The following is a 23,664-nucleotide window of genomic DNA, read 5'->3' as shown; positions in this document are numbered from 1 at the left end:
CGGGCCCGGGAACGCGGCCGAACATGCGAAACGTGCGGGACGTGCGGGACGTGCGGGACGGGCCGAACATGCGGGACGTGCGGGTCGGCCCGTGCGGGCGGCGCGCGCCGGACGCGGGGGCGGTGCGCCGTGCCGCCGCACGCCCTGGGCGCGGGACGTGTGTGTTTCCTCCCCGGCCCGGTGGCCGGGCCTTCCACGCGAGGAGCGGTCGATGACGCGCTGGCTGGTCACCGGGAGCGGCGGGGCGCTGGGCCGCGAGGTGCGGGCGCGGCTGGCCGGCGGACAGGTCACCGCGCTCGACCGGGCCGGCCTCGACATCACCGACCCGCGGGCCGTGCGGGCCGCGGTCGCCGGCCACGACGTGGTGGTCAACTGCGCCGCCTGGACGGACGTCGACGGCGCCGAGAGGGCCGAGGCCGCCGCGACCGCCGTCAACGGGACGGGCGTACGTCACCTGGCCCTCGCCTGCCGCCGCACCGGCGCCCGGCTGCTGCACGTCTCCAGCGACTATGTGCTGCCCGGAGACGGCACCGAGCCCTACCCCGAGTCGGCCCCGACCGGCCCGGTCAACGCCTACGGCCGCGGCAAACTGGCGGGCGAACGGGCGGTCACCGAACTCCTGCCCGACACCGGCTACATCGTGCGCACCGCCTGGCTGTACGGCGAACACGGGCAGAACTTCGTCGCCACCGTCCTCGGTCTCGCCGCCCGCAGGGACACCGTCGACGTCGTCGACGACCAGCACGGACAGCCCACCTGGTCCTACGACCTGGCCGGGCTGCTGGTCGCGCTCGGCCGGGCCGGCGGCGCCCCGCCGGGCGTCTACCACGCCACCGCCGCCGGCCGCACCACCTGGTACGGCCTGGCCCGGGCCGCGTACGAACTCAGTGGGCTGGATCCCGACCGGGTGCGCCCGACCACCTCGGCGGCCTTCGCCCGCCCGGCGCGCCGGCCCGCGTTCAGCGTCCTGGGCCACGCCCGCTGGGCCACGGCGGGGCTGCCCGCTCTCCCCCACTGGCGCACGTCGCTCGCCGAGGCACTGCGCCGGCCCGCCTTCACCGCCCTCACCACCTGCGACGTCCCCTCCTGAGCCGGGCCGGCCGGGGGCGCGGCGCAAGGCCCGGCGAACCAGGGCGCGGCGAACGAGGGCGCGGCGGACGGGTGTTCAGTCCTGGCGGGCGGCGGTCCAGGCGGCGAGCTGTTCGGGGGTGACGTCCGGGTCGGCGACCAGGGTGGCCAGTTCGTCGTCCGCGGGGTGGCGGGTGGCCAGTGCCGGGCAGCGCCGGCAGGCGTCGACCCCGGCCTGTGCCCACCACTGGCAGCCGGCCCGCAGATGGCAGCGCGGCACGGTGCCGCCCGCCGGCACCGGGTAGGCCGCCACCATCCGCTCCACCAGGGTGCAGTCACCGCCCCGGCGGTTGGCGCAGTCGGCGACGCAGTGCGAGGCGAACCGCAGGATCCGGCGCGGTTCGATGTCCGCGGGGATCTGGTCGAGCACCGCGGCGGCCGGGACCGCCTCGGCGAGGTACGTCACCTGTCCGTCGAGGCCGGAGCGCACGCCCAGGACCAGCGACTCCGGCGCGTGCGCCGCACCGCTGGGGCACCAGCTCGCAGGGGTGCCGGCCCCGGCGCCGGCCGGGCGCGCTGGCTCCCGGCCGGCGGCGGCCGCGTCCGGGCGCGCGGGGTCGCGCGTCAGCACGGCAGTACGGAGGAGACGTCGACGCTCATGCCCCGGGCCGCCGGGGACAACGGCACGCTCACGGCGGCCTGTTCCCGGGCCACGGCCCCGGCGATGCTGCGGGCCAGCTGCGCCCGTGAGGTGATGCGCTCCGGCCCGGCCGGTGTCTGCGCGGGTGCCGCGCCGGCGGCGGCCAGGACGAGTCCGGTGGCCGCGACGGCCGCCGCGACGCCCGTGACACTGCGGGGGTGCTTCATACCGCCTCCTCCGTGTCCCGGGGCGACGGCGGGGTGACGGGTCCGGGCGTGACCTGGGCGCTCGCCGCGCCCGCGGCGGCCAGGACCAGTCCGGTGACCGCGGCGACGGCCGCGACCGTACGGGAGTGCCTCATGCGGATGCCTCTCGTTGTGCGGGGACGAACCTCGACGCCCCAGCGTGGCCCGGAACTTCACAGAGGCCCTCGAGGCCCGCTGGAGGCCGGCTCGAACGATCTTGGGAAACGGGCGAAGGGTTCACGCCGGAGTGCTTCAATGGCCCCCGTGAAGGCCTGAATTGACCAGCAATGACCAGCAGGGAGCGGGCACGGGGATGCGGAAGTCGTATTACGCGGCACACGTCTACATGATCCTGGGAGTGATCTCCGGGCTGTATTACCGGGAGTTCACCAAAGCCAAAGATTTCGACGGTGAAACCCAGCTGGCGCTCATGCACACCCACCTGCTCGCGCTGGGCATGATGGGCTTCCTCATCGTCCTCGCCCTGGACAAGCAGTTCGCGCTGTCCGGGACGAAACTGTTCACGTACTTCTTCTGGTTCTACAACGCGGGCATCGCGATCACCGTCGCCATGATGTTCGTGCACGGCACCGAGACCGTGCTCGGCGACCATGTGCCCGAGGCGGTACCGCTCACCGCGGGTCTGGGGCACACCCTGCTCACGGTCGGGCTCATCCTGCTGTTCGTGCTGATCGGCAAGCGCCTGAACGAGCCCGCCGGGACCGGACCCGCCGAGCCGGAGCAGCAGGCCGAGACGGCCAGGACCCCGGTCTGAACCACCGGGCCCCCACCGCACCGCCTGCGGACCGGCCGGCATGCCCCCGGGCCACCGGCCCTGGAGCCACCACGCCCTGGAGCCACCACGCCTTGGAGCACCGAGCCTTGGAGCCACGGGGTGTCCGAGGCCGCGCGCGTGCGGCCCCGTGGGCCGGTTCGCCGTCGATTCGTCAGGCGGGCTGGGCCGCGGGGCCGAGCAGGACCTCGGTCAGCGCGGCCAGCCGCCGGCCGGTGAGGCCGGGACGCAGACGGCGGCCCCCGGTGAGGACGGCCAGGCCGTGCCAGGCGCTCCACAGGACCTCGGCCAGCAGTGCGCCGTCGCGGCCGGCCGCGAGGGGCGCGACGGCGAGGCCGATCTCGGCGAGGACGTCCGCGAGCGGCGCCGGCGTCTCCCCGGACGTGCCCCGCGGAGTGTCGTCGGGGGCGTCGTCGGGGGCGTCGTCGCCTCCCGGGTCGAGGGTGAGCATGGCCTGGTAGAGGACCGGCCCGCGTTCGGCGAAGTCGACGTAGGCGCGGGCCACCGCGTCCAGTGCGCCGCGCGGCTCCGCCTTGCCCAGGCGGGCGGCGCGCAGGGCGGCGGCGAGTTCGGCGAAGCCCTCCAGGGCGACCGCGTGGACGATGGCGTCCTTGTTCTTGAAGTGCTGGTACAGCACGGGCTGGCTGTATTCGATACGGTCCGCGAGACGCCGCGTGGTGACGTGGTCCCAGCCTTCGGCCTCGGCCATCTCGCGGGCCGTGGTGAGGATCAGGCGGTGGCGCTGGGCCTGCTCGCGCAGGCGTCGTTCTCGGAGCGTCATGGACCGACTTTAGCACTTTCAGCGATAATCGAGCTGTCAGTGATAGGCTTTCTGCCTTTGAAATTCGGGGGGTTGCCGTCCTGTCGTGCGGCGGGGCGGGTGCCGTCGTGCGGCCGCGTTCGAGCGGCCTTCGAGGCGCGGGCGCCAGCATCGGGGCACGACTGCCCACAGAGAGGGCCCGCCCATGCTGACGCCGACTCCCCTGGAGGAGCTGCTCGACCTGGCCGCGGACGTCATCGGCTGCGACCGGCGCGTCCTGCCGGCCGCGGCGGCGGGGTCCCCCTTCATCACGCTGGGCGGCGGCCTCGGGCAGGCCGTACGGCTCCAGGCGCGCGCCGAGCAGCAGTTGGGCCTGGCCGTGGACCTGGCGCAGCTGCTGGGGCCCGCCCCCCTCGCGGACGTACTGGCCCGGGCGCGTCCGGCGCCGGTGCGGGCGCCGGGGCCGGCCGCGGGCGGCGGGGGCGTACGGGCGCTGCTGCCGGGGCAGTCGGCGGCGCTCGCCGCCGAGCGGGTCGCCGGTGCCGGTGCGGTGGCCCGGATCGTCAGCGCCGAGCTGTCCGGCCCGCTGGACGCGGGCGCGCTGCGCCGTGCGCTGGCCGCGCTGGGTGCGCGGCACGAGGGCCTGCGGACCGCTTTCGCCACCACCCCGCGCGGCCCTGTGCGGCGGGTGCTCGCCGTCTGTCCCCCGCCGCTGGTCATGCTGGAGCCGCTGGCCGCGGGTCCGGGCGAGGACCTGGTGGCGGCGGCGCACGCGCGGCTGGCGGTGCGGGCGGGGCGGCTGGTGGGCCGGCCCGGCCTGCCGCCGCTGGTCTTCGCGCTGACGCCGCTGGCGGCCGGTGCGCAGCTGCTGTCGTTCGTCCACCACGACGCCGTGGCGGACAGCCGGTCGGCCGCCCTGCTGTGGCAGGAACTGCTCGCCGACTACGACCGCGCCGTCCGCCGCCGCCCGCTGGACCACACGCCCCGCCCCGGCCCGGACGCGCCGCACCGCACCCGGCCGGCCGCCCGGCCCGGCCCGGCCCGGGTGCTGCCGGCCGAACGCGCCGAGCAACTGCGCTCCCTGGCAGGCGGCCTGGACCTGGCGCCCGCGGCGCGGCCGGCGGCCGCCTTCGACTACCGCGGCGAGCAGCTGCTGTTCGGCCTCGGCACGCGGCTGCGGGACGCGGCCGACGCGACGGCCCGGCGGGCCGGTGTGCCGCACGGCACGGTGCTGCTGGCGGCCTGGGCACTGGCGGTGGGCCGGCGCGCGGGCCGCGAACGGCTGCTGGTGGGCACCGAGATGCCGCGCCGGCCCACCGCGGAGCTGCTGCGCACCGTCGTGCCCTGCTCCGCGACGGTGCCGGTGGCCTGCGAACTGGCGGGCGGCGTCGACTACTTCCTGCGCGGCATCGCCTGCGCGTTCAGCGAGGCCCTCCAGTACGCGGATGTCGACGACGCCGATACGGCGCGCGCCGCGGGGGTGCCCGTAGACCGCTTCCGCGCCGCCCTGACGCAGGTGACGTTCGCGGCCCGCGACGAGCTGCTGCCCGAGAGCATGCGGGCGGGCGGGCTGAGCGCGCGCTTCCATCACGGGCACCCGGGCGCCGTCACCGCGGACGCCGCCCTGACGGTGCTGCGCTGGCGCGAACACCCCCTGCTGAGCCTGGAGTTCGCCTCCGCACAGCTCACCCGTGCGCAGGCCGCACAGCTCGCCCGCGCGCTGCGCGCCGCCCTGACGGCACTGGTGACCTCACCCCCGCACACACCGGTCGAGGACCTGCCGGACACCCCGGCCGCGCGCGACGAGACGCCCGCCGGCCGCCCTCTCGCCCTCCCCCTGCCCTGACCCGCCCACCTCTTCCGCACTCCCCCACTCCGGCTCGCGGGCCCCGAACTCCGGCTTGCGGACTGCGGGTTGCGGACTGCGGGTTGCGGACTGCGGTTTGCGGACTGCCGGGCGGGCGCCTTCACCGCACGGCGGGAGGTCGTGGCGTGCGGCCGGGCAGGAGACGCGGGGGACGCAGGCGCGCACCGGCGTCGTACGGCAGGGAGGCGAGGGTGCCCCACGGCGGACGGGGGCATCCGGTGCGCGCGTACCGGGGGAGTGCACGCGCGCACCGGAGCCGGGGACCGGGCGGCCGGCGGATCGGCACCCGGAGGCGAACAGACCGAACAGGCCGGGCGGGTCGGGCCGGTCAGGCGGTGAACTGCGGGAGGCGGGCCGCGGTTTCGGCGGGGTCGGGCATCGCGGCGATCTCGGCGGCGACCTTGCGGGCCGCGTCCCGGTAGCTCTCGTCGCCCAGGATGCGGCGGGCCTGTTCGGTGACCGCGTCGGCCGACAGGTCACCGGCGAGGATCACCTCGCCGGCGCCCGCGTCGCGCACGGCGGTGCCGTTGGCGGGGCCGTCGGCGCCCTGCGGCAGGATCAGCTGGGGCAGGGCGGCCGCCAGTGCGGCCAGGGTGGTGCCCGCGCCGCCGTGCTGCACCACCAGCGCCGCCCGCTTCAGTGCCTCGGGCTGGGCCACCCACTCCACCGCCACCACGCGCTCGGGCAGTTCACCCAGGTCGGCGACGGCCACCACGGGTCCGGTCGCCACCAGGACCGGCACCTGGAGCGGCAGCAGCCCGTCGATGACCGTGCGCAGCACGTCCACCGAGCCCAGTGCGGTGCCCAGGGTCAGGTAGACGAACGGGCCGTCCGCGTCGCGGATGCCCGCGGGCAGTTCACCCGGCTCGCCGTAGGCGACGGGGCGCTGTTCGATGCGGGGCAGCGGGGCGGCCAGGAAGCCGGCGTCCTGCAGCGACGGCGGGCAGATGTCGATGTACGTGGCGGCGAGCGCCAGCAGCCGGCCGTAGGGCACGCTCACCCCGAGGTCGGCCGCGGTGGCCAGCAACTCCTCCTGGATCCGGGCCTCTTCGGGGCCCATCGCCATCACCCCGACGCCGTGCGCGACGGCGGGCACACCCGCCAGCCGTGCGGCGAAGGCGGCGCCCGGGTTCATCGCCTCGTAGACGACGAGGTCGGGGCGCCGGTCGGCGAGGACGGGCGCGAGGTCGGCGGCCACCCAGCGGGGCAGCACCGAACCGAACACCTTCACATGCAGGTCCGCCAGCACCTCCGGCGGCACGTCCTGGGCGCCCAGGTCGGCGCCGTCGTGCTCGAGGGAGGCACTACCGCGCACTGCTTCCATGAACGCCTCGGGGACCGAGCGGCCCGCCGCCACCGGCTCCAGGCCGGCGGCCCGCAGGGCCGGGTGGAGCTGCTCGCCGGTGGCGAACACCACCTCGTGGCCCGCGGCGCGCGCGGCCTTCGCCAAGGGAAGCAGGGGATAGACGTGCCCGAAGTTGCCCGCGCTGGCAAAGAGGATTCTCATACCGCCTCAGCGTAGGGACGCCTCACCCCTTTGTCTAGCAGTGACAATAAATCTAGCATTGAAAGAAACCGGGAAGGGGCGGCGGGAGGGGCGGCTGCTCCGAGCGGGCCGTCCCACGTGGGCGGCCCTCTCCGCCCCTCCCCCGGGCCGGGTGCCGGGGGATGCCTCGAGCGGGCGTGCGGGGCGTTTCGAGGCGCCCTCCAGCAACGGCCGATCGCCCTGCCGGATGGTCGTGGGCGGCGGCCTGGCCCTGGGCGCGCGGGACACGGCGAAGGAGTCATGTTTTATGACCATCACCCAAGCGGTGCCCCCGGGCGCCCTCACCGGCCTCGGGCGGCGCTTCACGCTGTCGGCCCAGACCCTGGACAGCCCGGTGACACCCAATCCGGTCTTCCGTGAGTGGTTCGCCGAGCAGCGCCGCACCAACCGCTACGAGGTGCGGCGCATCCCCTTCCGCGAGCTGGTCGGCTGGCGCTTCCAGGGCGCCACCGGGAACCTGGTGCACGACAGCGGCCGGTTCTTCTCCGTCGAGGGCCTGCACGTGCGCACCGAGTGGAACGGGCACGCCGCGTCCTGGTCGCAGCCGATCATCAACCAGCCGGAGATCGGCATCCTGGGCATCGTCGTCAAGGAGTTCGACGGCGTCCTGCACTGCCTGATGCAGGCCAAGATGGAACCCGGCAACATCGAGACCGTCCAGCTGTCCCCCACTGTGCAGGCCACCCGCAGCAACTACACCGGGGTGCACCGGGGCGCCCCCGTGAACCACATCGAGTACTTCGCGCCGCCGCGGACCGCCTCACGGGTGCTGTTCGACTCCCTCCAGTCCGAACAGGGCTCCTGGTTCCTGCGCAAGCGCAACCGGAACATGGTGGTGGAGGCGCTCGGCCACGTCCCCGAGCACGAGGACTTCGTGTGGCTGACGCTCGGCCAGATCCACCAGCTGCTGCACGAGTCGAACGTGGTCAACATGGACGCCCGTACCGTGCTGTCGCTGATCCCGTCCTTCGCCGACGAGGGACCCCCGCTGCACTCCATGGAGCACCTCCTCAACCGGCTCACCGAGATCAAGGCGCACCGGGAGCTGGTGCAGACCAGCATGCCGCTGTCGGCCGTACGGCACTGGCGGCGCACCGAGGACGGGATCTCCCACGACAGCGGCCACCACTTCACCGTCATCGCCGCGTCCGTGGCCGCCGCCAACCGCGAGGTCACCCGCTGGACCCAGCCGCTGCTCGCGCCGGCCGAACAGGGCCTGTCCGCGTTCCTGGTGCGCCGCATCGGCGGCGTGCCGCACCTGCTGGCGCACGCCCGCTCCGAGGCGGGCGTGCTGGACGTGGCGGAGCTCGGCCCCACCGTGCAGTGCCAGCCGGGCCGCGCGCTGACGCTGCCCGCACCGCGCCGGCCGCGGTTCCTGGACCTGGTCCTGCGGGCCGAGGCCGGCTCACTGCTGTACGACACCGTGCAGTCCGAGGAGGGCGGGCGCTTCCACCACGCGGGCAACCGCTACGTCCTGATGGAGGTGGGCGGCGACTTCCCCGTCGACGTGCCCGAGGACTTCCTGTGGGTGACGGTGGACCAGATGTCCGCGCTGCTGCGGCACAGCAACTACCTGAACATCGAGGCCCGTACGCTGCTGACCGGGCTGCGCGCGGCCTGGGCGCGCGGCGGGGCGTACGCCCGGTGAGCGCGCCGGGAGGACCCGTGCTGCGCGTCGGCGTGCTGGGCTGCGCGGACATCGCCGGACGGCGCATGCTGCCCTCGATGGCCCGCCAGCCGCTCATCCGGGTGAGCGCCGTGGCCAGCCGCAGCCTCGCCAGGGCGCGGACGTTCACCGACCGGTTCGGCGGCACGCCGGTGGCCGGCTACGCGCGGCTGCTGGAGCGCGAGGACGTGGACGCGGTGTACGTGCCGCTGCCGCCCGAGCTGCACACGGAGTGGACGCTGCGGGCGCTGGCGGCCGGCAAGCACGTGCTGTGCGAGAAGCCGTTCGCGCTGCGGCAGGCCGACGCGGACAAGGCGGTCGCTCTCGCCCGCGAGCGCGGCCTGCTGCTGATGGAGAGTTTCATGTTCCTGCACCACTCCCAGCACGCCCGCGTCCGCCGGCTCCTCGACGACGGGCTGATCGGCGAACTGCAGCTGTTCGGCTCCGAGTTCGGCATCCCGCTGCGCCGCGACGGCGACGGCGCCCTGCGGCGCGCCAGCACCCTGCCCGAGGTCGCCGCCTACCCGCTGCGCGCCGCGCAGCTCTTCCTCGGCCCCGGCCTGCGGGTGGCCGGCGCCCATGTGCGCCCGGCCGGCCCGCACGGGCCCGCTCCCGCGGGCGGCGCGCTGCTGACGGCCCCGTCCGGGGCGGCGGCCCAGCTCGCCTACGGTGTCGAGCACGCCTACCGCAGCGGTTACGACCTGTGGGGCAGCCAGGGGCGGCTGCGGCTGGACCGCGCCTTCAGCACCCCCGACGAGCACGTCCCGGTGCTGCACGTCGAACGCGGCGGCGCCGTCGAGGAGATCCGCCTCGCGCCGGACGCCCACTTCACCAACATCGCGGGCGTCTTCGCCCGCGCCGTCCTCGACGGCGAGGACTTCACCCCGCACACCGAGGCCGTCCTGGCCCACGCCCGGCTCGTGGACGAGGTGGAACAGGCCGCCGCCACCCGGCCGCCCGCCCCCTGACCGACCCCTCCCCCGCCCCCCCGGCCGGCCGCCACCTGACCGGCGGCCGTCGCCGCGACGGAAGCCGGGGGCGGGATGGGGTCGGGGGTATGCGGGCGGCCCGGCGCGCACCGCGTGCACGCCGGGCCGCCCGCCACCCGCCGGGGGCGCGGTTACGCGTCCTGGCCGACGTGGATGTCGACGCCGAGCTGACGGAAGAGGCCGGCCATGTCCAGCTGGTCCCAGTGCTCGGCCAGCAGGCCGTCCTCGACCCGCCAGAAGTCGATCGACTGGAAGCTGAGCGGACGCCCGGTGGCCTCGACCCCGAAGAAGGTGCCCCGGTGGGTGCCGGAGTACTCGAAGCGGCCGGCGATCCGGTCCCCCTCCACGACCACATCGTGGGTGACGACCTTGACGTCGGGGAACGCGGCGAAGATCTGCTCCCAGAACGCCGTGTTGGCCTCGATGCCGTCCTCGACGACCGGGTTGTGGTCGATGTGCCCGGGCGCGGTGTGCGCGCTCATGGTGCTCACGTCATGACTGTTGATCATGTCGACGAAGCGCTGGACGAGTTCACGGTGGTTGTCTGCCATGTCTGTGTGCCTCTCTGGGCTCGCGTCACTGGACGGGCGGGCGAAGGGGCCCCGCGGGTCCCCCCGCGAAGCTCGCCACCGGCCGCCGCCCACCGAGGATCCCCACCGCCTCTGGAGCCGCTCTGGAGGGCGCCTGTGGGCGCGGCCCATCCCCGATCCCGGCTCAAGTGCCCGCTCCTAGCGTCGAAGCCATGAAGGCTCTCGTACTCTCCGGCGGGGCCGGAACCCGCCTGCGCCCCCTCACCCACACATCCGCCAAGCAGCTGGTGCCCGTGGCCAACAAGCCGGTTCTCTTCTACGGCCTGGAAGCGATCGCGGACGCGGGCATCACCGAGGTCGGCATCATCGTCGGGGACACCGCCGACGAGATCATGCAAGCCGTCGGCGACGGCTCCAAGTTCGGCCTCGCCGTCACCTACATCCCCCAGTCCGCTCCCCTGGGACTGGCCCACGCCGTCCTCATCGCCCGCGAGTTCCTCGCCGACGACGACTTCGTCATGTACCTCGGCGACAACTTCATCGTGGGCGGCATCTCCGACCTGGTCGACGCCTTCCGCGCGCAGCGGCCCGCCGCCCAGATCCTGCTCACCCAGGTCTCCGACCCGCAGCAGTTCGGGGTCGCCGAATTCGGCCCCGGCGGACGGATCGTGGGCCTGGAGGAGAAACCGGAGCACCCCAAGAGCGACCTCGCGCTGGTCGGCGTCTACCTGTTCACCGACGCCGTGCACGAGGCCGTCCGCGCCATCAAGCCGTCCTGGCGCGGCGAACTGGAGATCACCCACGCCCTGCAGTGGCTGATCGACCAGGACCGCGACGTCCGCTCCACCACGATCTCCGGGTACTGGAAGGACACCGGCAACGTCGGCGACATGCTCGAGGTCAACCGGTCCGTCCTGGAACACGCCGAACCCCGCATCGAGGGCGACGTCGACGACACCAGCGAGATCATCGGCCGGGTGCGGATCGACGAGGGCGCCCGCGTCACCGGCTCACGCATCGTGGGCCCGGCCGTCATCGGCGCCGGCAGCGTGATCACCGGCTCCTACGTCGGCCCGTTCACCTCCATCGCCGCCGACTGCCGCATCACCGACAGCGAGATCGAGTTCTCCATCGTCCTGGACGGCTCCTCGGTGCACGGCGCCCGCCGTGTGGAGGCCTCCATCATCGGACGCAACGTGGAGGTGACCCCCGCCCCGCGGATCCCCGCCGCCCACCGGCTCATCCTCGGCGACCACAGCAAGGTGCAGATATCCTCATGACCACCACACGCATCCTCGTCACCGGCGGCGCGGGGTTCATCGGCTCGCACTACGTGCGCACCCTGCTCGGCCCGGCCGGCCCCGGCGACGTCCACGTCACCGTCCTCGACAAGCTCACCTACGCGGGCAACCCCGCCAACCTCGACCCGGTCCGCCACCACCCCGGCTTCCGCTTCGTGCACGGCGACATCTGCGACACCCGCCTGGTGGCCGAACTGGTCGCCGGACACGAGCAGATCGTGCACTTCGCCGCCGAGTCCCACGTCGACCGCTCCATCCTCGGCGCCGCCGAGTTCATCACCACCAACGTGCTGGGCACCCAGACCCTGCTCGACGCGGCGCTGCGCCGGCCCGGCCACCCCGCCCGCTTCCTGCACGTGTCCACCGACGAGGTCTACGGTTCCCTCGCCGAGGGATCCTGGCCGGAGAGCGACCCGCTGCGGCCCAACTCCCCCTACGCCGCCTCCAAGGCCTCCTCCGACCTGGTGGCCCTGTCCTACCACCGCACCCACGGCCTGGACGTACGGGTGACGCGCTGCTCCAACAACTACGGCCACCACCACTTCCCCGAGAAGGTCATCCCGCTGTTCGTCACCAACCTCCTCGACGGACACCGCGTCCCGCTCTACGGGGAGGGACTGAACGTACGGGACTGGCTGCACATCGACGACCATGTGCGGGGCCTGGAACTGGTGCGCACCGGCGGCCGGCCGGGCGAGGTCTACAACATCGGCGGCGGCACCGAGCTGAGCAACAAGGAACTGACCACGCTGCTGCTGGACCTGGCCGGAGCGGGCTGGGACAGCGTCGAGCACGTGCCCGACCGGCTCGGCCACGACCTGCGCTACTCGGTCGACTGCGGCAAGATCTCCCGCGAGCTGGGCTACCGGCCCCGCAAGGACTTCACCCAGGGCCTGGCGGAGACCTTCGCCTGGTACCGCGACAACCGTTCCTGGTGGGAACCGCTCAAGCACAGGGCCGCCCTGTGAGCGGGTGAGCCCCCGGCGGCCCGCACGCTCCCTAACGGTGCCCCGGAGACCTGTACGGGTCTTCGGGGCACCGGTGTGCCGGGCCGCCCGCGGACGACGGCACGGGGCGCGCCGCGGGCGGTGGCGAAAGGGAGGGTCGCGCACCTCGGGGCCGTCTGCTCCGCCGAGCGCGCCGCACCCGGGCGACCGCGACGACGCCGGCGGCCTCGCGAGGAACTCCCGGTGGGCGGTGGGGCGCTCCGCGACGGCACGGGGCGCACCGGGCGCCGCGGCCGGACGGAGGAGGAGGAGGAGGCTTCACCGGAGGACGGAGGGGGCCTCGCCGGAGGGCGGCCGGGACGCCCGGGCGGAGCCGGTACGGCCGGAGCCCCGCGCGGTGGGGACCGGCGGGGTGATGACGGCAACGGCCGGAGTCCGGCGCGGCGCGGCGGGGCCCGGCGGGGTGATGACCGGCGCGGCGGGGGCCGGTGTGGTGATGGCCCGCGCGGTGGCCGGGGCCGGGTGCGGTGTCCGGTGTCCCGGGTGCCCTGCCCAGGCGGTCACCGTGGTGCCGGGCGCGGTGCTGCCGCCGGGCCGCCGGGGGCGTTCAGCGGCCGAGGTGCTGGGGGTGCGGGAGCTGCCAGGAGGGGCCGTAGGAGGTGAGTGCCTCCTCGTAGGTGGGCAGCAGGCCGCGTGCGACGGCCTCGGACAGGCTCGGGGCGGCGGCGTCCTTCTCGGAGCGGATCAGGGAGGTGGTGGTGGGCCAGGGGATGCCGATGGCCGGGTCGAGGGCCTGGATGTCGACCATGGTGCCGGGGACGTACTCCTCGGAGCACAGGTAGTTCATGCAGGTGTCGTCGGTCAGGGCCAGGAAGGCGTGGCCGAGGCCGTCGGCGAGGTAGACGCCGATGCCGGAGCCGGCCTCCTGCAGGGTGGTGTCGAACATGCCGAACGTCGGGGAGCCGACGCGCAGGTCGACCACCACGTCCAGGGCGGCGCCGCGGACGCAGGTCACCAGTTTCGCCTGGCCGGGCGGCAGGGTGGTGCCGTGGATGCCGCGCAGGGTGTTGCGGTGGGAGACCGAGAAGTTGACCTGGCGGACGGTGAACGGCTGGCCGCTGCTTCCGGTCAGCTCACCCAGGCGCCAGGCCTCGAAGAACCGGCCCCGGTTGTCCGGCAGTTGCGACGGCGTGATCCGGAAGGCGTCGCGGACCTTCATCTCCTCAATGGCCATGCTTCCTCGGTTCGGGTCGTCGGGTCGTGGGATCGTCCGGTCGTGGCTGACGAGCCGCCGATGCACCGGTGCGTGGGTGGTGAGGGGTGCGGGGTCCGCGGCCGTCGGCGCCGCGGACCCCGGGTGGGTGTGCGGGTCAGTGCAGCGGGGCGGGGGTGCTCTCCCCCGCCGGTGTGTGCTGCCCGGCCGGGGCGGGCTGCGCGGCCGGGGCGCGGGTGGGCGCGGCGGCGGGGCGGCGGGAGGGGGCGAGCAGCATGGAGAAGGTCGCCAGGGCCACCGCGACGGCGCCGACCCACATGGCGGGGACGAGGCCGTCGACGAAGTTGCGGGGTGAGGCGTAGCCGCCGTTGGCGCTGAAGATGGAGGCGAGCAGGGCGACGCCGAGGGCGGCGCCGACCTCGCGGGTGGCGGCGGTGACGCCGGAGGCGATGCCCTGTTCGTGTTCGGCGACCGAGCCCATGGTGAGGTTCATCAGCGGGGCGTAGAACAGGGCCATGCCGGCGCCGCAGATCATCAGGGAGGGCAGCTGGGCGGCGTAGGAGACGTCCGGTTCGAGGACGAAGGCCCAATAGACCATGCCGGCGGTCATCATGGCGAGGCCGAGGGTGACCACGGGTTTGCCGCCGATGCGGTCGGAGACCATGCCGCCGATGGGGGCGACGACCATCGGCATGGCGGTCCAGGCCAGCAGGCGGACGCCGGCCTGCATGGCGGTGTAGCCCTGGATGTTCTGCAGGAACTGGGTCATCAGGAAGATCGCGCCGAACATGCCGACCGACATCAGGGCGCCGGCCAGGTTGATCGCGGTGAAGGCGCGGTTGCGGAACATGCGCATCGGCACCATCGGGTGTTCGGTGCGGTTCTCCCAGACGACGAACAGGGCCATCACGGCGGTGCCGCCGATCAGTGCGCCCAGGACCTGCGGGGACGTCCAGCCGTCTCCGTGGCCCTTGATGAGGCCGAGGACGATGCCGAACAGGCCGAGGCTGGCCAGGGCGGTGCCGACGGCGTCGAGGCGGGAGTGGGCGATACGGCTCTCGGCGAGCTTGCGGAAGGACAGCGGGGCCAGGGCCAGGCCGATCGGCACGTTCAGCCAGAAGATCCACTGCCAGGACAGGTGCTCGACGATGGCGCCGCCCACCAGCGGGCCGGCGGCGATGGACAGTCCGTTGACGGCGCCCCAGATGCCCAGGGCCGCGCCGCGTTTCTCGGCGGGCACGGCGGCGGTCAGCAGGGTCACCGACAGCGGCATGATGATGGCCGCGCCGATGCCCTGGACGGCGCGGGCGGCGACGAGTTCGTTGATGCCGGGCGCGAGGGCCGCGGCCGCGGAGGCGGCGGTGAACAGCAGCAGGCCCAGGCTGAAGACCTTGCGGCGGCCGAAGCGGTCGCCGAGGGCGGCGCCGAACATCATCAGGACCGCGAAGGACAGGGTGTAGGCGTTGACCGTCCATTCCAGGTCGGTGAGGCTGCCGCCGAGTTTCTCCCGGATGGTGGGCAGCGCCGTGATGATGACGAGGTTGTCCAGTCCCGCCATGAACGAGGCGAGGCTGGTGGTGAGAATGGCCCAGAAGACCACCCTCTTGGTTTCACCGCCCGGGGATGGGGGGTTGACGGTGCTCATCGAGCATCCTTTCTGGAGGCTGGTCAGTGCGAGATGCTCTTCGCCGTGACCTGTCCGGCCTGCGCCGGCGCACCCGTCGCCACCGGGCCGGTCCGGCGCCGACGACGCTACGGACGCGTACTCGACTCCTCCTCGAGCCCCGGTGGGCGCCGGTGCGGGGTGCGGGCACGGCGGCGCCGCGGGGCCCGCGTACCGGTGTCGGCAGGCGGGCGCCGCGGCGTGCGGGCGGCGGTGGGCCCGGTCAGGCGAGCTGGCGCTGGAAGGTGGCGATGTCGAAGTAGAGGGTCTCGTCGACGAGGACGTCGCCGTCGAAGTGGAAGAAGACGGCGACGGGGGCGTCGATGGACTTGCCGCGGTTGGGTATGCCGCGCCAGTCCGCGTGCTGCTTGCCGCGGGCCTGGGCCTCCAGGATCACCGCGGTGGGGGTGTGGTGCACGTGGTGCAGGTCGTGCTCCAGGTCGGGGAAGGCCGCCTTGAGGTCGGCGAAGTAGCCCTTCTTGATGGCTTCTTCGCCGATCAGCGGGCCCTCTTCGAAGGCCTGGATGCGGTAGACGCCGCCGCGCGGGAAGGTGGCCAGCACGCCGTCGATGTCCCAGGCGATCTCGGCGACCGTGTGCTGCAGGACGACCGCCTCGCGCTTCTTGCGCAGTTCGGCGTCGGGCTGCGGGAGATCCGCGCCGGGCAGAGTGAACTCGTGTGCTTCGGTGGCCATGACCATTCCTCCACGCATCGGCCTGTTCGGTTGCCGCCGACGCTAGGGCGGCGCGCTCGCTCGGCCCTCGTTTCCGGCTCGAACCGCCGGGCCCGGGGCGGGTGGTGGGGGTTGTCAGGCGGTGGGCTGCAGGCGGGCGGTGTCCTGGGGCGGGCGGTAGGTGGGGCGGTAGCCGCAGGCCAGGCCGAGCGGGGCGAGCAGCAGGCACAGGCCCATGTCGAGGGGGAAGGGGCGGCCGGTGACGACGCGGTACTCGTCGCGGAAGGCGAGGGCGAGCAGGGGCATCTGCAGGCGGGGGGTGCCGTCGGGGCGCAGCCGGCCTTCGTTGGTCAGTCCCCACAGGGTCTCGAAGACGGTTTCGGTCTGGTAGGCGGGGGTAGTGCGCCAGATGACCCGGGTGGTTTCGGGGCCGGGGTTCCACATGGAGTGGACGGCGCCCGGGGGGATGTGGAAGTCGGCGCCCTGGTCGTACTCGTGGAGGGTGCCGTCGAGCTGGAGGCTCAGGCGGCCGCTTTCCAGGCGCATGTGTTCGGTCTGGCGGGGGTGGTAGTGCTGGGGCGGTTTGATGACGGCGGGCGCGTATTCGACGGCGACCTCGACGTAGGCGCCGTCGGTCTCGGCGGCGGTGGTCAGGAAGGTGAGGGTGTCTTTTCCGAGGCGGAGGGTGTCTCCGGGGCGGGCCATCGGGTGCCTCTTCTCGTCCGGTGAGGGGGGTGGCGGGGTGGGTCAGGCGGTGCGGGTGCCGGCGGGGGTGGTGCGGTGGCGGGGCAGTCCGAAGTAGGCGGTGAGGAGGTTGAGGACGCCGATGCCGGCGGCGATCCAGAAGCCCAGGTGGAGGCCGTCCAGCCAGGCCAGGGCGGGGTCGGTGCGGGCGGTGAGTTCGCTGGTGGTGCGGGTCAGGGCGCTGGTGGCGACGGTGGCGACGCCCAGTGAGGCGCCGACCTGGAAGGCGGCGACCAGGACGCCGGAGGCGATGCCCTGCTGGTGGGGCGGGATGTCGGAGACGCCGTGCACGTTGACGGGGATGCCGCAGCACTGCATGGAGGCGCCCAGGATGAGCAGGGCGGGCAGCAGGTGCCGCAGGTAGTCGCCGTCGGCGGGGGCCTGGGTGAGCAGGAGCAGGCCCAGCAGGGAGCCGGCGGCGCCGGCCAGGTAGACGGGGCGGGGGCCGGCGCGGTGCATGACGCGGGTGGCGGGGGCGGTGACCAGGATGGCGACGATGCCCAGGGGCAGGAACGCGAAGCCGGACTTGAGGGTGGAGTAGCCCAGGGTGCGTTGCAGGTAGTAGCTGCACAGGAAGAGGACGGAGGCCTGGACGCCGCTGGTCAGGACGCGGCCGAGGCCGGCGGTGGCCAGGGAGCGGGTGGCGAACAGGTGCAGCGGCATCAGCGGGTCGGCGGCGCGGCGTTCGATGAGGACGAACGCGGCCAGCAGGACGAGGGCGGCGGCGGCCGGGGCGAGGACGTAGGGCGGTGAACCGGCGCCGTGGTCCTGGATGTTGACGATGGCGTAGACGAGGGCGGCCAGGCCCGCGGTGACGGTGGCGGCGCCGGCCAGGTCGGGGCGGGAGCCGCGGACGGCGGTGTCGGGGCGGCCGCGGGAGAGCAGCAGGACGCCGGCGACGGCGACGGCGCCGAAGGGGAGGTTGATGTAGAAGATCCAGCGCCAGCTGAGGCTGTCGGTGATCAGGCCGCCGGCGATGACGCCGAGGGTGCCGCCGAGGCCGGCCAGGGCGGCCCACACGGCGAGGGCGGTGGTGCGTTCGCGTCCGCGCGGGAAGGTGGTGGTGACCAGGGACATCGCGGCGGGTGAGAGGAAGGCGGCGCCGCAGCCCTGCAGGGCGCGGGCGGCGATGAGCAGGCCGGCGTCGCCGGACAGGCCGCACAGCAGGGAGGCGGCGGTGAACAGCAGCGCGCCGAGCAGGAAGGTGCGTCGCCTGCCCCAGCGGTCGGCGGTGCGGCCGCCGAGCAGCATGAGGCCGCCGAAGCACAGGATGTAGGAGGTCAGTACCCATTCGATGGCGGTGGGGCCGGCGCCGAGGTCGCTCTGGATGGCGGGCAGGGCGAGGTTCACCACGGTGGTGTCCAGGAGCACCATGAACTGGGCGAGGGCGACGAAGACGAGCAGGCGCCAGCGGCGCGGGTCGGCCGCGGCGCCGTCGGCGTCGGGTGTGCGGTTCCTGGTGCGGGCGGCGGCGGGGTGGTCGGTGGTCATGGCTCCCTCTCGGACAGGTCTGCCTCCCGCCCCCTTCCCGGCGCCGCCCTTGGGGCGGGTGGCCGGGAAGGGGGCGGCCCGGTCAGGCGGCGGGTGCCTCGATGTAGCTGAGGGCGTTGTAGATGGTGCGGTCGGGGTCGGTGATGGCGCGCCGGCCGTGCATGACGCGGGTGTTGTCGATGACGGCGGCGTCGCCGTCCTGCCAGTCGAGGTTCTCGGTGAGGCGGGCGGTGACCTCTTCGACCTCGGCGAGCAGGGGTGCGGGCAGTTCGGTGGTGTCGGCGAAGGTGATGGTGGGCTTCTCGTAGTTGAAGGAGGGGCCCAGGATGCTGTTGGCGAAGGAGGGGCGGGGGCCGAAGACGGTGGGGCCGGCCGCGGGGGTGCGGAAGGAGTAGCGCACGCCGCCGTCGTCCTGGGGGGTGATCTCGGTGCCGGGCAGTTGTCCGGCCAGGGCGAGGAGTTCGGCCACCTGGATCTGGTCGGCGGGCTTGGTGCGGCCCAGCAGGTGGTGGGCCATGGCCCGCCACTGCGGTTCGGCGACGTAGCGGCTGTAGACGATGTCCTGGGCGGCGAACGCGGTGCGGGCCTGGTCGCTGAGGGCGTCCCAGACGCGGTAGCCGTCGCAGACGGTGGTCTGGGAGCCGGCGGAGGCGGCCTTCTCGCAGAAGAACCAGGCGAGGTGGGAGCGGAAGGGGCTGTTGCCGTTCTCGGTGTGCAGGCCGACCTCGTCGAAGCCGGCGTCGACCTTCTGGGCGACCTCGGAGTAGAAGTCGCGGGCGGGGTCGAGGGTGGTGGAGGTGGAGGTGTTCTGGACGAGGGCGGTGAAGGCGTCCATGTCGGCGCCGAAGCCGCGCAGCAGCAGGAAGCCGGCCTGGGCGATGAGGTCGCGCAGTTCCTTGGGGTCGATGCCGTCGAGGCCGCCGGGGCCCGCGGGCTGGACCAGCAGGCCGCTGCCGGTGCCGTAGGGCGTGGTCTGCACAGCCGTACTCATGCCTTCTCCTTGGTCTGCTGGGGTGCCGCGGCCGCGGCGGGGGGCTGGTTGAGGACGTGGTGGCGGATGACGTCGCGGCGGGGGCGTCCGGTGACGGTGAAGCAGGTGGCGTAGGCGGGGTCGTCCTCGGACATGAGGTGGACGACGGCGGCGCGTTCGATGCCGGAGAGTTTGTGCCTGCCGAATTCGGTGATGCGGCTGCGGGCGGTGTCGGGGTCGAGGCCGGCGTCGATGACGAACAGGCCGTGCACGTGGTCGAGGCCGTCGGCGATGACGGCGGCCTCGCGGATGAAGCCGAGTTCGCGGTAGCGGGCCTCGACCCATTCGGGGGCGACGTTGCGGCCGCCGGCGGTGATGACGAGGTTCTTCTTGCGTCCGGTGATGCGCAGGTAGCCGTCGTCGTCGATCTCGGCGAGGTCGCCGGTGTGCAGGCGGCCCTGGTCGTCGACGACGACGCTGGAGGGGTCCTCGCGGGTGTAGCCGGCGAACAGGGAGGTGCTGCGGATGAGGAGTTCGCCGTCGTCGGCGAGTTCGGCGTGGACGTGGTCCAGGGGGCGGCCGACGGTGCCGAAGCGGACTTCGCCGGGGAAGTTCCAGGACACCACGGAGGAGTTCTCGCTCAGTCCGTAGCCCTCGTGGACGGTCAGTCCGTGGGCGTGCAGGCGCTGGAGGATCTCGGGCGGGACGGGGGCGCCGCCGCAGGCGATGAAGACGGGGCCGTCGTGTCCGAAGATCCGCCGGTGGCGTTCGGTGACGCTCTCGGCGGGCTGCTGGTCGCACAGGGCGAGGAAGAGGCCGGCGACGGTGGGCGGGACGACCAGGGCGGTGGGGCGGGCCTGGCGCAGCAGGGTGAGCATGCGGGGTGCGGCGTCGGCGGCGGTGCCGACCAGGGCGGTGCCGGGGGGCAGGAAGGACACCGAGCCGCCGGCGAGGAAGGGCATGTAGAGGCCGGCGACCTGTTCGATGAGCAGGCTGAGGGGGACGATGGACAGGTACCGCTCGAAGATCGCCGGGCGGGTGCGGGTGCGCAGCGAGGTGAGCAGGGCGTCCAGGCCGTGCCGGCGGATCTGCACGCCTTTGGGGGCGGAGGTGGTGCCGGAGGTGTGGATGACCTTGACGACGGCGTCGTGGTCGGGGACGGGCGGGTGGGGGGCGGGGGGCCGGGCGAGCAGGGCGGGCAGGTCGAGGGCGGTGGTGGGGCAGCCCGCGGGCAGGACGGGGTCGGGGGTGGTGGCCGTCCAGCGGGCCAGCGCCGCGCTGCCGGCGGTGTCGGTCAGGCACAGGTCGGCCGTCTCCAGGAGGGAGGCGGCCTGTTGGGCGGTGAAGGCGGTGGGTACGGGGATCTCGACGGCGCCGGCGAACAGGGCGGCGAGGTCGGCGGCGACCCATTCGGGGGAGTTCTCGGCGAGCAGTCCCACCCGGGCGGGCCGGCCCAGGGTGCGGGCCAGGTCGGTGAGGTCGGCGGCCAGGGCCAGGGCGGTGCGGATGAGGTCGCGGTAGCCGAAGGCGGTGCCCTCGCCGCCGTCGGCGGCCAGGACGCGGACCATGACGGCGTCGCTGTCGGCCTGCTGGAGCAGTCCGCGGGCCAGGGACAGGGGTGTGGTGTCAGGCGGCACGGGTGAGCACCCCCTGCCGGTCGGGGCGGTTGCTCAGCAGCCGCATGTCGACCGAGGTGAAGCAGTAGCGGCCGATGGCGGCCAGCAGCAGGGTGGACTGTTCGGCGGCCTCGGCGTAGCCGACGACGGGCCGGGTGTCGTAGTAGGTGCCCCAGGCGGCGCGTTCGTCGACGGGCAGGCGTTCGAGGGAGGCGTCGGCGAGGGGGTGGAAGACGCAGCCGAGGCGCTGCATGAGCGCGGCGAGCCGGCCGGTCATGGTCATGACGGCGTAGGGGCGGCCCAGGCAGGCCATGATCAGCGGGATCGCTTTGATGATCTCGGCGCCGGCGGCGGCCCGCACCGAGGCGATGGAGCCGATCTGCAGGACCTGGGAGCGTTTGACGGGGGTGCCGACGGCCTGGGTGATGACGTCTTCGACGGGAGCGTCGAGATAGCGTTCCAGCAGGATGGTCTCTTCCTCGGGGAAGGACAGGCCGGCGCAGGCGAGGACTTCCTCCTGGCCGTCGGCGGTGTCCTCGAAGAAGGCGAGGAAGCCGTCCGGGTCGGGGGTGATGCTGGCCCGGTACTGCTTGGCGAACACCAGCCGGGCCAGGTCCGCGGCGGTCTGCCAGTCCGGGGTGCCGCGCTCGGACAGGGTGATTCTCATGTGCTGCGCTCCCTAACGGGGTGGGGTGGGACGCGGGGCGGACTCATCGCCCGAGCACCGCGGAGCGGTGCGCGGCCGGCCGGGCGCTGAGGGCGAGTTCCGCGGCCCGCAGGGCGCTGTTGATGGAGGTCTCGGCGAGGATGCCGGGGGCGGCGACGCTGTCGCCGGCCAGGAACACCCCGTCCCCGCGGTCGACGGCGGGCCGGTCGCGCCAGCTGAGGCCGGGCAGGTCGAGGGCGCCGGTGCGGCCCCGGGAGACGCCTTCGCGGCGCCACAGGATGCGCTGCTGCCAGCCCGGTGTGGTCAGGTCGAAGAGTTTCTCCAGCCGGGCCAGCGCGTCGGCCTTCGACTCGCCGGGCCTGATCGGCATCTGTCCCTGGAACAGGGCCTGGCCTTCGGGGGCGAGGGAGGGGTCGTGGTCGGAGTACTGGGAGGTGAAGCCGCCCTCGTCCATGTCGAAGGAGACGTTGCCGTCCTTCTTGGAGTGGGTGACGGCCATGTCGAGCAGGGCGGCGGTGCCGCTGGGCCACTGCAGGGAGTCGTCGCCGAGCAGGCTGCGGGCGGAGGCCAGCGAGGTCGCGACGATGACCGGTCCGCCGGTGGGCAGTTCGGTCAGCCGGGAGCCTGTTTCGATGACCACGCCGCGGGCGCGGGCGACGCGTTGCATGCGCTCGATCAACGCGCCCCAGCCGCCCATGAAGTAGCGGCTGGGCAGCGGGAAGCGGGGGGTGCCCACGCGCAGCAGGCGTTCCCACACGAAGGCCGCCGAGAGGCGTCCGGGGTCGCCGTCGAAGAGGATCGGGCCGAGGAAGCCGAGGGCCTCGTCGACGGTCTGCTGGGCGAAGCGTTCGCTCGCCCAGTCCTGGAAGGAGCGGTCGACGGGGACGTCGATGCCGCGGTGCATCCAGGTCATCCTCATGTAGCCGCCGGGCAGCGTCATCCGCAGCCGGCCCTGGTGGCGGAAGCGCATCCGGGTCCACTCGTGGAAGGACAGCCGTACGTAGCGGCCGGCCAGTCCGCGCTGCAGCAGCCAGTGCCAGGCGTCGCCGTTGTCGAAGAAGGTGTGCGGCCCGTCGTTGGTGACGTAGGGGCCGGAGGCGGAGCGGGCGCGGCCGCCCGCGTGGGAGTGGGCCTCGTGGACGGTGACGCGGGCGCCCTGTTCGGCGGCGGAGATCGCCGCGGTCAGGCCGGCCAGTCCGCCGCCGATGATCGTGATGTTCGCCATGGTTGTCGCTCTCACTCGCCTTCGAAGGTCCGCGGCCGGTCTGGTCTCAGCCGTCGAGCGTGGCCATGGCGCCGACGGGATAGCGGTCCCCCACCGTGGAGCCGTGGGGGGCGATCTCGTCGAGCGCCGTGAGGTCGTCCGCACTCAGGACCACGTCGCTCGCGGCGAGGTTCTCCTGGAGGTACGGGACGCGCTTGGTGCCGGGGATGGCGACCACGTCGTCGCCCTGGGCGAGCACCCAGGCCAGGGCGAGCTGCCCGGCGGTGATGCCCTTGGCCGCGGCCAGGTGCTGCAGCCGTTCGACGACGTGCAGGTTCTGGTCGAGGTTGCCCTGCTGGAAGCGGGGCGCGATGCGGCGGAAGTCGTGTTCGGCCAGCCCGTCGAGGCTGCGGATGCGGCCGGTGAGCAGGCCGCGGCCCAGCGGGCTGTAGCCGACGAAGCCGATGCCCAGTTCACGGACGGTGGCGAGGACTCCGTTGACCTCGACGTCGCGGGTGGACAGGGAGTACTCGGTCTGTACGGCGGCCAGGGGGTGCACGGCGTGGGCGCGGCGGATGGTGGCGGCGGACGCCTCGCAGACGCCGAGGTGGCGCACCTTGCCGGCCTCGACCAGTTCGGCCAGGGCGCCGACGGACTCCTCGATGGGCACGGCGGGGTCGACGCGGTGCAGGTAGTACAGGTCGAGGTGGTCGGTGCCCAGCCGGCGCAGGGTGCCCTCGACGGCGGTGCGGATGTAGTCGGGGCGGTTGTTGAGGCGGCCGGTGATGGTGCCGTCCTCGGTGATCTCGTTGCCGACCTTGGAGGAGACGACGACGTCCTCGCGGCGGCCGGCGATGACGCGGGCGACGAACTCCTCGTTGCTGTGCGGGCCGTAGAAGTCGGCGGTGTCGAGGAGGGTGACGCCCAGCTCGAGTGCCCGGTGCGCGGTGCGCAGGGCCTCCTGGTCGTCGGCGGGGCCGTAGGCGAAGGTCATGCCCATGCAGCCGAGTCCCTGTTCGGAGACCGCCGGCCCCTGGCTGCCGAGTGTTCGTTGCCGCATCATCGGTTCCT

At 73.7% G+C, this 23,664-nt stretch carries 23 protein-coding genes; 7 read left to right on the top strand and 16 right to left on the bottom strand.

Features of this window, described 5'->3' with window-relative positions; all coding sequences use genetic code 11:
- Nucleotides 1-211 precede the first annotated feature (211 nt).
- Nucleotides 212-1,090: a dTDP-4-dehydrorhamnose reductase gene (gene rfbD, locus OG199_RS42945; protein WP_405827247.1), complete on the top strand. Its 879-nt coding sequence runs from the start codon at nucleotides 212-214 to the stop codon at nucleotides 1,088-1,090.
- Nucleotides 1,091-1,165: 75 nt separating this feature from the next.
- On the opposite strand, the gene OG199_RS42940 is transcribed toward rfbD, so the two are convergent.
- From OG199_RS42940 to OG199_RS42930, 3 genes are read right to left on the bottom strand one after another with little or no spacing between them, the layout of a single operon-like run.
- Nucleotides 1,166-1,699, bottom strand: coding sequence for a hypothetical protein (locus OG199_RS42940; protein ID WP_405827249.1), 534 nt, complete (start codon nucleotides 1,697-1,699; stop codon nucleotides 1,166-1,168).
- Nucleotides 1,693-1,935, bottom strand: a complete 243-nt coding sequence (locus tag OG199_RS42935; protein WP_356803246.1) for a hypothetical protein — start codon at nucleotides 1,933-1,935, stop codon at nucleotides 1,693-1,695. The genes OG199_RS42940 and OG199_RS42935 overlap by 7 nt, the downstream gene beginning before the upstream one ends.
- Nucleotides 1,932-2,069, bottom strand: coding sequence for a hypothetical protein (locus tag OG199_RS42930; RefSeq protein WP_168525281.1), 138 nt, complete (start codon nucleotides 2,067-2,069; stop codon nucleotides 1,932-1,934). Before OG199_RS42930 ends, OG199_RS42935 begins: the two co-directional genes overlap by 4 nt.
- 197 nt (nucleotides 2,070-2,266) lie before the next feature.
- On the opposite strand from OG199_RS42930, the gene OG199_RS42925 reads away from it, so the two are divergent.
- The gene (locus tag OG199_RS42925; protein WP_266708779.1) at nucleotides 2,267-2,728 is read left to right on the top strand and encodes a DUF2871 domain-containing protein; all 462 of its coding nucleotides are present in this window, start codon (nucleotides 2,267-2,269) and stop codon (nucleotides 2,726-2,728) included.
- A gap of 172 nt (nucleotides 2,729-2,900) precedes the next feature.
- Here the strand turns inward: OG199_RS42925 and OG199_RS42920 are convergent, their stop codons facing one another.
- Complete coding sequence (locus OG199_RS42920; RefSeq protein WP_405827252.1) at nucleotides 2,901-3,527, bottom strand: TetR/AcrR family transcriptional regulator; 627 nt, start codon at nucleotides 3,525-3,527, stop codon at nucleotides 2,901-2,903.
- A 184-nt stretch (nucleotides 3,528-3,711) separates the two neighbouring features.
- Here OG199_RS42920 and OG199_RS42915 point away from each other — a divergent pair, with 184 nt between their 5' ends.
- Nucleotides 3,712-5,352, top strand: a complete 1,641-nt coding sequence (locus OG199_RS42915) for a condensation domain-containing protein (protein ID WP_405827254.1) — start codon at nucleotides 3,712-3,714, stop codon at nucleotides 5,350-5,352.
- A gap of 349 nt (nucleotides 5,353-5,701) precedes the next feature.
- On the opposite strand, the gene OG199_RS42910 is transcribed toward OG199_RS42915, so the two are convergent.
- Nucleotides 5,702-6,880, bottom strand: a complete 1,179-nt coding sequence (locus OG199_RS42910) for a nucleotide disphospho-sugar-binding domain-containing protein (RefSeq protein WP_356803241.1) — start codon at nucleotides 6,878-6,880, stop codon at nucleotides 5,702-5,704.
- A 286-nt stretch (nucleotides 6,881-7,166) separates the two neighbouring features.
- Between OG199_RS42910 and OG199_RS42905 the strand changes: the two genes are divergently transcribed.
- Both OG199_RS42905 and OG199_RS42900 read left to right on the top strand, forming a co-directional pair.
- On the top strand, nucleotides 7,167-8,567 hold the full coding sequence (locus OG199_RS42905; RefSeq protein WP_405827256.1) for an NDP-hexose 2,3-dehydratase family protein: 1,401 nt from the start codon (nucleotides 7,167-7,169) through the stop codon (nucleotides 8,565-8,567).
- 17 nt (nucleotides 8,568-8,584) lie between these two features.
- Nucleotides 8,585-9,553 (top strand): Gfo/Idh/MocA family protein, encoded by a 969-nt coding sequence (locus OG199_RS42900; protein ID WP_405827258.1) that lies wholly within the window; start codon nucleotides 8,585-8,587, stop codon nucleotides 9,551-9,553.
- A 152-nt stretch (nucleotides 9,554-9,705) separates the two neighbouring features.
- Here OG199_RS42900 and OG199_RS42895 read toward each other — a convergent pair whose 3' ends face one another.
- The gene (locus tag OG199_RS42895; RefSeq protein WP_405827260.1) at nucleotides 9,706-10,125 is read right to left on the bottom strand and encodes an ester cyclase; all 420 of its coding nucleotides are present in this window, start codon (nucleotides 10,123-10,125) and stop codon (nucleotides 9,706-9,708) included.
- A 191-nt stretch (nucleotides 10,126-10,316) separates the two neighbouring features.
- Between OG199_RS42895 and OG199_RS42890 the strand changes: the two genes are divergently transcribed.
- On the top strand, nucleotides 10,317-11,384 hold the full coding sequence (locus OG199_RS42890; RefSeq protein ID WP_405827262.1) for a glucose-1-phosphate thymidylyltransferase: 1,068 nt from the start codon (nucleotides 10,317-10,319) through the stop codon (nucleotides 11,382-11,384).
- Entirely contained in the window at nucleotides 11,381-12,373 is a 993-nt protein-coding gene (gene rfbB / locus OG199_RS42885; protein ID WP_401808808.1) for a dTDP-glucose 4,6-dehydratase, read from the top strand. Before OG199_RS42890 ends, rfbB begins: the two co-directional genes overlap by 4 nt.
- Before the next feature lie 586 nt (nucleotides 12,374-12,959).
- On the opposite strand, the gene OG199_RS42880 is transcribed toward rfbB, so the two are convergent.
- The 10 genes from OG199_RS42880 to OG199_RS42835 all read right to left on the bottom strand — a co-directional run bounded on the left by OG199_RS42880 (nucleotide 12,960) and on the right by OG199_RS42835 (nucleotide 23,653).
- Complete coding sequence (locus OG199_RS42880) at nucleotides 12,960-13,586, bottom strand: dTDP-4-dehydrorhamnose 3,5-epimerase (RefSeq protein WP_351726601.1); 627 nt, start codon at nucleotides 13,584-13,586, stop codon at nucleotides 12,960-12,962.
- Between the two features lie 136 nt (nucleotides 13,587-13,722).
- Entirely contained in the window at nucleotides 13,723-15,210 is a 1,488-nt protein-coding gene (locus OG199_RS42875) for a DHA2 family efflux MFS transporter permease subunit (RefSeq protein WP_405827265.1), read from the bottom strand.
- A gap of 241 nt (nucleotides 15,211-15,451) precedes the next feature.
- The gene (locus tag OG199_RS42870) at nucleotides 15,452-15,922 is read right to left on the bottom strand and encodes an ester cyclase (protein WP_356806408.1); all 471 of its coding nucleotides are present in this window, start codon (nucleotides 15,920-15,922) and stop codon (nucleotides 15,452-15,454) included.
- A 114-nt stretch (nucleotides 15,923-16,036) separates the two neighbouring features.
- Nucleotides 16,037-16,606, bottom strand: a complete 570-nt coding sequence (locus tag OG199_RS42865; RefSeq protein ID WP_356806410.1) for a cupin domain-containing protein — start codon at nucleotides 16,604-16,606, stop codon at nucleotides 16,037-16,039.
- Between the two features lie 42 nt (nucleotides 16,607-16,648).
- On the bottom strand, nucleotides 16,649-18,136 hold the full coding sequence (locus tag OG199_RS42860) for an MFS transporter (RefSeq protein WP_401808801.1): 1,488 nt from the start codon (nucleotides 18,134-18,136) through the stop codon (nucleotides 16,649-16,651).
- 82 nt (nucleotides 18,137-18,218) lie between these two features.
- The gene (locus tag OG199_RS42855; RefSeq protein ID WP_356806413.1) at nucleotides 18,219-19,127 is read right to left on the bottom strand and encodes a TauD/TfdA family dioxygenase; all 909 of its coding nucleotides are present in this window, start codon (nucleotides 19,125-19,127) and stop codon (nucleotides 18,219-18,221) included.
- Entirely contained in the window at nucleotides 19,124-20,743 is a 1,620-nt protein-coding gene (locus OG199_RS42850; protein ID WP_405827269.1) for an AMP-binding protein, read from the bottom strand. Before OG199_RS42850 ends, OG199_RS42855 begins: the two co-directional genes overlap by 4 nt.
- Entirely contained in the window at nucleotides 20,733-21,389 is a 657-nt protein-coding gene (locus OG199_RS42845) for a thermostable hemolysin (protein ID WP_356806417.1), read from the bottom strand. Before OG199_RS42845 ends, OG199_RS42850 begins: the two co-directional genes overlap by 11 nt.
- A 43-nt stretch (nucleotides 21,390-21,432) precedes the next feature.
- Nucleotides 21,433-22,629, bottom strand: a complete 1,197-nt coding sequence (locus OG199_RS42840) for an FAD-dependent oxidoreductase (protein WP_356806418.1) — start codon at nucleotides 22,627-22,629, stop codon at nucleotides 21,433-21,435.
- 31 nt (nucleotides 22,630-22,660) lie between these two features.
- Entirely contained in the window at nucleotides 22,661-23,653 is a 993-nt protein-coding gene (locus OG199_RS42835) for an aldo/keto reductase (protein WP_356806425.1), read from the bottom strand.
- Nucleotides 23,654-23,664 lie beyond the last annotated feature (11 nt).

The organism is Streptomyces sp. NBC_01176, assembly GCF_045039825.1.
Classification (GTDB): domain Bacteria; phylum Actinomycetota; class Actinomycetes; order Streptomycetales; family Streptomycetaceae; genus Streptomyces.
The sequence above is the reverse complement of the archived record's forward strand: the minus strand, read 5'-3'. Positions and strand labels throughout refer to the sequence as shown.

What these genes read in the sequence shown, in the direction of transcription:
- rfbD (WP_405827247.1), top strand. Translation starts at nt 212, where the DNA reads ATGACGCGCTGGCTGGTCACCGGGAGCGGCGGGGCGCTGGGCCGCGAG.
- OG199_RS42935 (WP_356803246.1), bottom strand. Translation starts at nt 1,935, where the DNA reads ATGAAGCACCCCCGCAGTGTCACGGGCGTCGCGGCGGCCGTCGCGGCC.
- OG199_RS42930 (WP_168525281.1), bottom strand. Translation starts at nt 2,069, where the DNA reads ATGAGGCACTCCCGTACGGTCGCGGCCGTCGCCGCGGTCACCGGACTG.
- OG199_RS42925 (WP_266708779.1), top strand. Translation starts at nt 2,267, where the DNA reads ATGCGGAAGTCGTATTACGCGGCACACGTCTACATGATCCTGGGAGTG.
- OG199_RS42920 (WP_405827252.1), bottom strand. Translation starts at nt 3,527, where the DNA reads ATGACGCTCCGAGAACGACGCCTGCGCGAGCAGGCCCAGCGCCACCGC.
- OG199_RS42915 (WP_405827254.1), top strand. Translation starts at nt 3,712, where the DNA reads ATGCTGACGCCGACTCCCCTGGAGGAGCTGCTCGACCTGGCCGCGGAC.
- OG199_RS42910 (WP_356803241.1), bottom strand. Translation starts at nt 6,880, where the DNA reads ATGAGAATCCTCTTTGCCAGCGCGGGCAACTTCGGGCACGTCTATCCC.
- OG199_RS42905 (WP_405827256.1), top strand. Translation starts at nt 7,167, where the DNA reads ATGACCATCACCCAAGCGGTGCCCCCGGGCGCCCTCACCGGCCTCGGG.
- OG199_RS42895 (WP_405827260.1), bottom strand. Translation starts at nt 10,125, where the DNA reads ATGGCAGACAACCACCGTGAACTCGTCCAGCGCTTCGTCGACATGATC.
- OG199_RS42890 (WP_405827262.1), top strand. Translation starts at nt 10,317, where the DNA reads ATGAAGGCTCTCGTACTCTCCGGCGGGGCCGGAACCCGCCTGCGCCCC.
- rfbB (WP_401808808.1), top strand. Translation starts at nt 11,381, where the DNA reads ATGACCACCACACGCATCCTCGTCACCGGCGGCGCGGGGTTCATCGGC.
- OG199_RS42880 (WP_351726601.1), bottom strand. Translation starts at nt 13,586, where the DNA reads ATGGCCATTGAGGAGATGAAGGTCCGCGACGCCTTCCGGATCACGCCG.
- OG199_RS42875 (WP_405827265.1), bottom strand. Translation starts at nt 15,210, where the DNA reads ATGAGCACCGTCAACCCCCCATCCCCGGGCGGTGAAACCAAGAGGGTG.
- OG199_RS42870 (WP_356806408.1), bottom strand. Translation starts at nt 15,922, where the DNA reads ATGGCCACCGAAGCACACGAGTTCACTCTGCCCGGCGCGGATCTCCCG.
- OG199_RS42865 (WP_356806410.1), bottom strand. Translation starts at nt 16,606, where the DNA reads ATGGCCCGCCCCGGAGACACCCTCCGCCTCGGAAAAGACACCCTCACC.
- OG199_RS42860 (WP_401808801.1), bottom strand. Translation starts at nt 18,136, where the DNA reads ATGACCACCGACCACCCCGCCGCCGCCCGCACCAGGAACCGCACACCC.
- OG199_RS42855 (WP_356806413.1), bottom strand. Translation starts at nt 19,127, where the DNA reads ATGAGTACGGCTGTGCAGACCACGCCCTACGGCACCGGCAGCGGCCTG.
- OG199_RS42845 (WP_356806417.1), bottom strand. Translation starts at nt 21,389, where the DNA reads ATGAGAATCACCCTGTCCGAGCGCGGCACCCCGGACTGGCAGACCGCC.
- OG199_RS42835 (WP_356806425.1), bottom strand. Translation starts at nt 23,653, where the DNA reads ATGCGGCAACGAACACTCGGCAGCCAGGGGCCGGCGGTCTCCGAACAG.